This window comes from uncultured Shewanella sp., from assembly GCF_947495455.1.
Classification (GTDB): Bacteria; Pseudomonadota; Gammaproteobacteria; order Enterobacterales; family Shewanellaceae; genus Shewanella.
In genome coordinates this window covers 1-9,473 of sequence record NZ_CANLZC010000153.1, presented here as the reverse complement: position 1 = coordinate 9,473, position 9,473 = coordinate 1, and the positions used below count along the sequence as shown (strand labels likewise).

The 9,473-nt window shown below is 39.6% G+C and carries 6 protein-coding genes; 5 read left to right on the top strand and 1 reads right to left on the bottom strand.

The annotated features are described in order from the left end of the window. Positions 1-610 precede the first annotated feature (610 nt). The gene (locus Q0791_RS23485) at positions 611-2,266 is read left to right on the top strand and encodes a hypothetical protein (RefSeq protein WP_299011684.1); all 1,656 of its coding nucleotides are present in this window, start codon (positions 611-613) and stop codon (positions 2,264-2,266) included. A 451-nt stretch (positions 2,267-2,717) separates the two neighbouring features. Further along, a complete protein-coding gene (locus Q0791_RS23480; RefSeq protein WP_299011682.1) occupies positions 2,718-3,584 on the top strand; it encodes a glycoside hydrolase family 16 protein in 867 nt (288 codons plus the stop codon). 352 nt (positions 3,585-3,936) lie between these two features. On the opposite strand, the gene Q0791_RS23475 is transcribed toward Q0791_RS23480, so the two are convergent. Then, complete coding sequence (locus tag Q0791_RS23475) at positions 3,937-4,353, bottom strand: GNAT family N-acetyltransferase (protein WP_299011680.1); 417 nt, start codon at positions 4,351-4,353, stop codon at positions 3,937-3,939. Between the two features lie 503 nt (positions 4,354-4,856). On the opposite strand from Q0791_RS23475, the gene cysD reads away from it, so the two are divergent. From cysD to Q0791_RS23460, 3 genes are all read left to right on the top strand, one after another. Then, entirely contained in the window at positions 4,857-5,765 is a 909-nt protein-coding gene (gene cysD, locus Q0791_RS23470; protein ID WP_299011678.1) for a sulfate adenylyltransferase subunit CysD, read from the top strand. A 171-nt stretch (positions 5,766-5,936) separates the two neighbouring features. Further along, a complete protein-coding gene (cysN, locus tag Q0791_RS23465; RefSeq protein ID WP_299011676.1) occupies positions 5,937-7,361 on the top strand; it encodes a sulfate adenylyltransferase subunit CysN in 1,425 nt (474 codons plus the stop codon). A gap of 259 nt (positions 7,362-7,620) precedes the next feature. Next, positions 7,621-9,348 carry an SLC13 family permease gene (locus tag Q0791_RS23460; RefSeq protein ID WP_299011674.1) on the top strand — a complete coding sequence of 576 codons (1,728 nt, stop codon included), beginning with the start codon at positions 7,621-7,623 and terminating at the stop codon, positions 9,346-9,348. The last annotated feature ends 125 nt before the right edge of the window (positions 9,349-9,473 follow it).

Here is a 9,473-nt window from a genome sequence, read left to right as displayed (position 1 = left end):
AGCTTATTATGGTTGTTTGGAGTATTTTACCTCAAAACCCTTGATGTGGCTGCTTTATATAAGGGGACACCTAAGATAAAAGATGCATGTGTTTTAAGGTTGTTTGTTTTCATTTAGTGAGGTATATGGGGTAGAGCTAACTTTAGTTCAACTGAAAAAAGATAATTTCCCAATTTCAACTCCGATTTACCATATATAGGGAAAGTACGAAATGCGGCCTTGGCAATTGGACTAAGTCCGTGCTTTAACCCTCAAAAACACAGGTTTTGTTAGCGAAAAATAGCCTAAATGGCGTTATTAAAAAGTGGTCAATTTGACCATTTTGAGTGTTGGGGATGATTTAAGATTGAATGGCGTGTAAAAGAATAAACCTGTGGTTTTGGGGAGCAAGATTCGAGAGCGTTTGTCTCTTTATTTACCACCTTAAAAATGGGGAAGACTAATGCATTCCCCTTTTTACCTAGCTAAATGTCTAATTGCTGTTTTTTTCTTAAAAAGATGATGATAGTTAACTTGAACTTGGGGTTATGAGGGTCAAAAGTCGCAGCTCATTCATTTATATCAGCAGCTGATCCCGCGTTCAGATTAGTCATCAAAGGAGGGAATGTGCATGATAAGTCAAAGAATACATATAAGATTGTTGTTTAGGTGGTTTGCTGGACTATTGGCTTTTTCATTCAGTCTAGCAGGGCCGGTGTTCGCCGCGACAGTGACGATGGATCAGGTTAAATCAGCACCGCCGAGGTTACTGGCGATAGGCAGTGAAAAAAGTGCGTTTCTTGATTTATTAATGATTGAGCATCAAGTGTCTCATGTGAATGTTGAAAATAATCCGTTTGATGCGCCTTTATCGAGTCAATATCTTTTAAGTGGTCCGTTAAGTCGCTTAGTTAACAGCGTGCTTAATAGGGTTAGACAAGCGGATGTGCTGTTTGTTGATTTCGCGCAACTAGCCCCTGATGAAAGTGCCTCATCAAAGCCGTTAATGGCGTATTTACAGCAGGCTCAAAAGTGGAAAAAGCCCATTTTTGTTGCCAATGGCAATAAGCAAAGTGCTGATCTTTGGCCGATACAGTTTAAATCGCCTCTGGTGTTGATCATGCCTCAAGCTGATCGATCAGATATCATAATGACCTTTAATGATCAATTTGAGACTGAGCAGCAAGCGAGTATTACTCGATTCTCTCAAGGGGCACCGGCACACTATGATGTGCAGTTTGACAAACGCATTGCTGCTTTAGCGTCCCCATCCTTGTCTACACAAACAGTGCTGGCTAATGACTTTGGCAAAAATTTATCATTTACCCAGATCCGTGCTCAGTTAAATCATGTGTTAAGTGAAGGAGCTGCGGCGCAACAAGCGGTTCGCAAGCCATCCTTTGCGAGTCCCTTAAGCATGCCTAAGGTCGCCGTATCGAATAAGGTAATGAATAAAGACAGCTATTTGAGCACAGGAGGACAAGTGGGTTATCCTTGTCCTGCCAATGCGAAAGCTGAGCACCTTTGTTATTCGGCCATAGTCATGAACGACTTATACTTATTTGAGCAAGATGATGCCAAATTAAACGTGATACATGGGTATTCATTTGCTGCTTATCGTACAGAGTTGGGGACCAGTATTTTTGTCAGTCCTTTTGGCAGTGCTAACCCGACCTTGACACAGAATAAGGATACAGACAGAGGTTATTTTTTGAAACAAGTGAAACCTGAAGTCAAAGTGACGGCTTCAGGGTCGGCGGGATTAATGCTTTATAAGCGTAGTCCTGAAAATCAAAACGGTACCGATAGAGTCTCAACCTCATCTGGAATGGGGCTTAGCTTATCAGGCTCGATATCCAAGAATCCATCATTAGGCGCAAGTATTAGCTATAGCCAGAGTCGCTCGCAAATGACTAATTTAACGGATTGGCGCACCATGACCTATTCAAATTCCGGTTATGATGCGAATTGGGATTATCATTTTAATAAGTATATTGAATTAGAAGATTGGGTGGTGGATAAGTTTTTGTCGAAAAAAGCCCGTTTAAAGGAAGTGCCTGTGATTTCGGCTCACGGTTTACAGTATTCTGCAGAGGCGATTTGGTTTGGCAGTCATCATAAGGTAAGCGGAGTTTTTGAGTTTAATGTGAAAACCACTGTCGTGAATGAACGCTTGTATTTTATTAAAAACAACTTATTGGATTGGGAACTGAGTTCAACCCATTTTACCCACGGATTACGCGGAGGGGGTGAGCGTTTTAATACAGATTGGTTAAAAAGGCTTTAGTTTACTAAGGGCTTAGCTGTGCTTTATTGAACATATTACTTTCACATTAAGGTCTGCTTTTTAATGGGAATATAACAGTATAATGATTATATTATTATTCAAGTACTATTAAGCTAAAGTGTGAAAGTAAAAAATGAGATAAAATCACATTTTCATTTTTGTTATAAACTAGTATATATAAAATAATCATGATTCAGAACAGGTTTGTAAAAGTGTTTATTAATATAAATAGGTCAATCAATTAAAAGTCTCTTTGATATTGAAATATATTCATCTGATTTGTTAGCAACATTTTATCATTGTTATTTTTTTTAATTTATTGTCAATTTATGTAATTGCTATTGAATTGGTATCTTGTATAAATAATCATTTATCCACCTAATGATTATTTTTTACTTTGTGTTTGAAATAAATTTGAAACTAAATTTTATATAAATTGATAGGGTGTAACATGAGAAAAGCATTTAATAATAAATCTGTGACTTTATTATTCGGTTTATTATTGTCATCGACGAGTTATAGTAAAACCTTAGTGTGGGAAGCAGATTTTAACGAAGGGAGTATCGATACTTCCACTTGGAATTATGAAACGGGTAATACTGGATGGGGTAATAATGAACTTCAAAATTATACTAATGATAGTGCAAATGCATATATAGAAGATGGTGCCATGGTAATTCAGGCGACTAAGCAAGCCGATGGTAGTTTTAATTCAGCGAGGTTAAATACCAAAGGGAAATTGTCTTATCAATATGGAACCATTGAAGCCCGTATTAAAGTACCAGATCTTAATGCTGGATTGTGGCCTGCCTTTTGGCAGTTGGGTTCTGATATCGATCAAGTTGGCTGGCCTGCTTGTGGAGAGTTAGATGTTTTTGAAGCTGGTATGGCAGCTGCGCTGCGTGAAAATAAAGTTAACTCTGAAGCCTCAGGTGCCTTTCATTGGTGGAATGACTCTTTGGATTATACCGGGTATGCTTCATATAGCCTGACAAAAAATTTAGTTGATGACTTTGGGTTAAGCTCTGATTTAACGGATTATCATATTTTTGGTATGACTTGGACACCCACTACAGTTTCTATTTGGATTGATGATGAAAGCAACCAAGTTGTTAGTATGGATATTAATGATTCAAATTTTGATGCCTTTAAGCAACCTCATTATATTTTATTAAATTTAGCTGTGGGTGGCGCCTTCCCTCAAATTTATAGTAACAATGACATCACGGCACCTATGCCTGCTAAAATGTATATCGATTATATTCGTATTTATGATAATGATGCCAGTGATTACAGTACTACTTTGTCTTATCAATAATATTTATTACTGGTAGTGAATATAAAAGGATAATGTATGATAGTTATCCTTTTATATTTTTATTTAATCTTTCTGGAATTGTGATAGCCGATCCTGTTGCTAAGACTTGGGAAACATTTCTTCTACTCTTCTACTAAGGTTATTGGCGATAAACAGTGAACAGTTCACAGAGCGCATATTTTTATTTACTCATTCAATTGGCGGTGCAGTCAATTGAATAAAACAATCAGATGTGCTGTTTGTTGATTATGCCTAGAGCTGATCGATCAGATATCATAATAGTCTTTAATGATCAATTTTATACTTAGGAGTATTGCTCGATTTTTTCTTTTTTGTTGAATAGAGTGCTTGTTTATGGTTTGTTGGCCTTGCTATAGCGCATTAACTGAACGCCATTGACGTCAGTTGAAAAGCCTAAGTTAGTATAAAATGTTGTCATGTCAGGTAAGCAATATAATTCAAAGTATTTAACTTTTTGCAGTTGCTGGTGGCTTTTAACTAAAGCTATCAGTTGTTGGCCTAGACCTTTGCCACGATGAACTTGACTGACAATCACATCAAAAATAAAGGCGTTATAGATAAAATCTGTGATGATGCGAGCAAAGCCAATAAGATGCTCATCATCATCAAGCATACCAATACAGATCTGTGAGTTTTCCACACAAGCGATTGTATCTTCCAGTGCGTTCCCTTTGTACCACCAAGCTTGTTGACACAGTTGATGTACTTGTTTCATTTGTTCAGTGGAAAAACGATAGATGATTCTCATACTCGTTATGCCATGAAAATAATAATATGCCTATAAGTATAATATTGATCCATGAAAGTGAATCATTTCCCGATGATGCAAGGCCTTAGGGATGGGCATACTTTGTTAAATCATGCTCATTTAAATCATGCTCATTTAAATCATTCAGGTCATTAAAAGTTATTTACAAATTCAATGGCAGAGAGAGCTTGCTAATCCTTTAAGGCGATGAAACTTATGTATAGGTGCGCTAATCTATTTTTAGATTGTGCGTTGACATCATAGTTATATAACTTTTATCTCCTTTACACCCTTTATATATAACTTAAGGTTATTAGTTGATAGATTTCAATCTAGGTTTTGAGGAGATAAGGTTGGCGATGACTCAGGTTTGTCCTTTAGAATGAGTCTTAATATGATTTGTTAGCTTTATGTTGTTATGCCTTTGAGAGTCTATGCTTTGTGTTGAAGGACATCTCATTGTAAGGTTTTTTCTTAGGTTTATTTTTTAAAGTAGGAAAAGTATGGATCCCATTAGATTGACACATTTAAAGGCCCTAGAAGCCGAATCCATTCAAATTATGCGTGAAGTGGCTGCTGAATTTGAAAACCCTGTCATGCTGTATTCTGTGGGAAAGGATTCATCGGTACTGCTTCATTTGGCCAGAAAAGCCTTTTACCCAGCGAAAATTCCATTTCCTTTGTTACATGTGGATACCAATTGGAAATTTAAAGAAATGATTGCTTTTCGCGATGAAATGGCAAAAAAGTATGGGTTTGATTTAATCGTGCATAAAAACCCTCGCGGGCTTGAAATGAACATTAACCCTTTTACTCATGGTAGCGCTAAACATACTGACATCATGAAGACGGAAGGGTTGAAACAAGCATTAGATATGCATGGTTTTGATGCCGCTTTTGGTGGAGCTCGCCGTGATGAAGAAAAGTCTCGTGCCAAAGAACGTGTGTATTCTTTTCGTGATAGCAAACACAGATGGGATCCTAAAAACCAACGCCCTGAGCTGTGGAATATTTATAACGGTAAAGTGGATAAAGGCGAAAGTATTCGCGTCTTTCCGCTATCAAACTGGACTGAACTCGATATTTGGCAATACATTTATCTTGAGCAAATTGAGATCCCGTCACTGTATTTAGCCGCGCCGCGCCCTGTGGTTGAGCGTGATGGCACGTTGATCATGGTGGATGATGAGCGTATGGAGCTGAAAGAGGGTGAAGTGGCGACAGAGAAAATGGTGCGTTTTAGAACCTTAGGTTGCTATCCGCTGACCGGTGCCGTTGAGTCAACAGCGACGACCTTGCCTGAAATTATTCAAGAGATGCTCTTGTGTACCACTTCAGAGCGTCAAGGACGCGTGATAGATAATGACTCTGCTGGCTCAATGGAAAAGAAAAAAATGGAAGGGTATTTTTAACCTTCATTAACCTTTATAGAGTCACTAAATTTCATTTTTTATGTTTAAGCTTGGTTTTGCGGGTTCATGTTTGTCACTGATAAGGGCACTCATTCAGCAAAACGATAGACAAAAAATTCAACCGTTGTGAACCATAATGTGTTTGCTGCGGTAGCACCAAGGATTAACAAGATGGCTGATAATAGTACGTCGTTGATTGCTTCTGATATTGAAGCGTATTTAAAAGTTCATGAAAATAAAGACATGCTTCGCATTTTGACTTGTGGCAGTGTCGATGATGGAAAATCCACTTTAATTGGCCGTTTATTGTTTGACAGTAAAATGATTTTTGAAGATCAAATGGCTGCCATTGTAAAAGATTCTAAGCGTTTTAATACCACGAATGAGTCATTTGACTTGGCCTTGTTGGTGGATGGCTTGCAATCAGAGCGTGAGCAAGGGATCACAATCGATGTGGCTTATCGTTACTTTGCCACTGAGCAACGTAAATTCATTATTGCCGATACGCCAGGCCATGAGCAATATACTCGAAATATGGCAACGGGAGCGTCAACCTGTGATTTAGCCATTATTTTGATTGATGCGCGTCACGGCATTCAAGTGCAAACCCGTCGCCATAGCTTTATTTGTTCTTTGTTGGGCATTAAACATGTTGTGGTTGCGGTGAATAAAATGGATGCGGTCGATTTTGATCAAAATATTTACCAAAACATTAAAAAAGAATACCGAGAGTTTGCTAAGGCATTAAACTTTAGCGATGTGCGCTTCGTGCCTATGTCGGCGTTAAAAGGTGACAATGTGGTAAATGAAAGTGCTAACATGCCTTGGTATCCAGGATCTTCATTGCTGAAACTGCTTAATACTGTATCGGTTAATCATGATGCCCATCAGTCATTTCGTTTTCAAGTTCAGTATGTGAATCGTCCAAACCTTGATTTTAGAGGCTTTAGCGGCACTGTGGCCTCCGGTGATATTCGTGTTGGCGATACGATAGTGGCTTTGCCATCGGGCAAAAGCAGTCAGGTTAAATCCATTGTGACCTTTGACGGTGACTTAGAAAAAGCCCAGGCGGGTGAAGCCATTACGCTGACCTTGGAAGATGAGATTGATATTAGCCGCGGTGATATGTTGGTGCGCCCCCATGATTTACCTCATTCCAGTGCGCATTTTGATGCCGACGTGGTGTGGATGACAGAAGAGCCGTTGCAGCTTGATAGAGAGTATGTGATTAAGGCGGGCAGTCATTCTGTGTTTGGTTTTGTCGAGTCGATTCAATACAAAGTGGATGTGAATGCATTAGATAAGCTTGATGCTCAGCAATTAGTATTAAATGAAATTGGTCGTTGCCGATTTGAAACTACTGCGCCGCTTCAGTTTGATGCTTATGAGACGAATCGGGCCACTGGCGCCTTTATTATTATTGATCGTTTAACGAATGTGACGGTTGGTGCGGGCATGATAAGAGCCGCCGTGTCTGATGCGTCGAAGAAGTCTCATAAAGCGCCTCACGAGTATTCAGAATTCGAATTAGAAATGAATGCGTTAGTGCGTAAACACTTTCCGCATTGGGGAGCAAAAGACATTTCTCGCTCATAATGGCGTTAATTATATAGCTAGCGCAAAGATGAGGCGACTTGAATTGTTGATCGCCTTATCTTTTTGTGAATATTAGCTTTGTCATGTAAGTGATGTTCTGCGTTATGTAAAGGCTTACTGATCAGTCTCTGTTAGCCATATCGTTGTTGATATTGCCTTATGTTTTTCAATGTTTGTGGCACTGTTTATTTCACAGTCAATTATCATGACGTTAGCTAATAGATTAACGGTTTATTTCCTTGTCATCATCTGAGGTCTTATGTCTATTGATGCTTATTTAACCTTAGGGATTTTCTTTGGCACTATCTTAGGGTTAGTGACATTTCAGCAGCGCCCTGCAGCTGTGTTTGGTGTTACGTTAATGTCGCTGGTGGCCTTAGGTTTAGTGTCACGCGAGCAATTACTCTCCAGTATGGTTAACCCTGGACTGGTCACTTTAGTGTTATTGGTTTTGTGTTCATTTGCATTGGAAAAAACCCGTTTATTACGTGTTATCGCCTCTAAAATGATAGTGAGTCACTATCAGTCTACTTGGTTAAGATTATTTGGGATCACCGCATTATGCTCGTCACTGCTCAATAACACGGCTGTGGTGGCGACATTGTTGTCGCCTATACGCAATAACCCCCATCATTTTGCCAGCAAGTTACTATTGCCTTTGTCTTATGCCGCTATTTTAGGAGGCACACTGACGTTAATTGGCACTTCGACTAACTTAATTGTGAATAGTCTCTATATTGAGGCCCAAGGGCACAGTTTGAGTTTTTTCTCTTTCACTGCTGTGGGCGCGTTATTGGTTTTAGGCTGCGGTATCGTGCTAAGAATAACCAGTGCTTGGTTACCGAGTATTAATGCAGAAAATAATGGCTCAAAAGGGTATTTCATTGATGCTAAGGTTAAAGCGGGTTCAGAGCTCATTGGCCGCAGTGTCGAAGCCAATGGCTTACGCCACCTTGAATCCTTATTTTTAGTGGAGGTGGTGCGAAATGGCAGATTGATAAGCCCTGTTGCCCCCACTGAAATCATTGAACTCAATGATAAATTGATTTTTTCTGGTGATGTTACAAAAGTCAGGCAGTTAGATCAGTTTACTGGGCTTGAATCTTTTGCCCATAAGAATGGGCTATTAGATAGAAATTTAACCGAGGTGGTCGTGCGGCCTGAAAGTATCTTAGTGGGTAATAGTCTTAAATCAACGGGGTTTCGCGCCTTGTTTGATGCCGCTGTGGTGGCGATCCGCCGAGATGGTGAGCAAATCTCAGGTAAGTTAGGGGAAGTGCTGATCCGCAGTGGTGACTTTTTAGTCCTGGCTGTGGGGGAAGATTATCCCAGTCGGCGCAATATCAGTAAAAACTTTATTGTCCTCAGTGGTGTTGAACCTGAGGTTAGGCTTAATGGTTGGAAAGCTTGGTTAGCGATAGGCGGCTTTTTAGCGGGGGTGGCATTAGCCACCACAGGCATATTGGATATGATGCAGTCCATGTTGTTGTTATTGGGTATTTTAATTTTTACTGGCTGTATCAGTGTGAATGAAATTACTCGCCGTTTTCCCATTGATATTTGGCTCGTGGTGTCTACCGCCATTTTATTATCCCATGCCTTAGTCAATTCTGATGTCGTGTCGATTTTAAGTCATTGGGTGAATGCAGAGGCGAATAAGAGTCATGTCTATTTAGCCTTAATTGCCGTGTATGTGGCCACTTGGTTAATGACAGAACTTGTGACGAATAATGCGGCTGCGGCGCTCATGTTTCCTGTTGCTTACAGTGTCGCCTTGGGGCTGGGGGTTGATGTATTGCCTTTTGTCATGACGGTGGCCTTTGCAGCCAGTGGCAGTTTTATCAGCCCTTATGGATACCAGACTAATTTAATGGTGTTTAATGCGGGACGTTATAAGCTGACGGACTTTTTTAAAGTGGGTGCGGCGGTGAGTGTGACATATGGCATGATAGTATTGTTGGCTGTACCGGTATTTTTCCCTTTTTAACGGGTCTAGTTGCATAAAGCAAAACGTAATGGATAGGAAGTCATATGTCTAAATCACCTTATATCAATCTTGATGATGCGGATAAATCGACGAATGAGTAATGTTGGCAGTATTGTTGGCTGTAC

Bases quoted from the DNA above. Each gene is read 5' to 3' on its own strand.
- cysN (WP_299011676.1), top strand. From the start codon at position 5,937: ATGGCTGATAATAGTACGTCGTTGATTGCTTCTGATATTGAAGCGTAT.
- cysD (WP_299011678.1), top strand. From the start codon at position 4,857: ATGGATCCCATTAGATTGACACATTTAAAGGCCCTAGAAGCCGAATCC.
- Q0791_RS23475 (WP_299011680.1), bottom strand. From the start codon at position 4,353: ATGAGAATCATCTATCGTTTTTCCACTGAACAAATGAAACAAGTACAT.
- Q0791_RS23480 (WP_299011682.1), top strand. From the start codon at position 2,718: ATGAGAAAAGCATTTAATAATAAATCTGTGACTTTATTATTCGGTTTA.
- Q0791_RS23485 (WP_299011684.1), top strand. From the start codon at position 611: ATGATAAGTCAAAGAATACATATAAGATTGTTGTTTAGGTGGTTTGCT.
- Q0791_RS23460 (WP_299011674.1), top strand. From the start codon at position 7,621: ATGTCTATTGATGCTTATTTAACCTTAGGGATTTTCTTTGGCACTATC.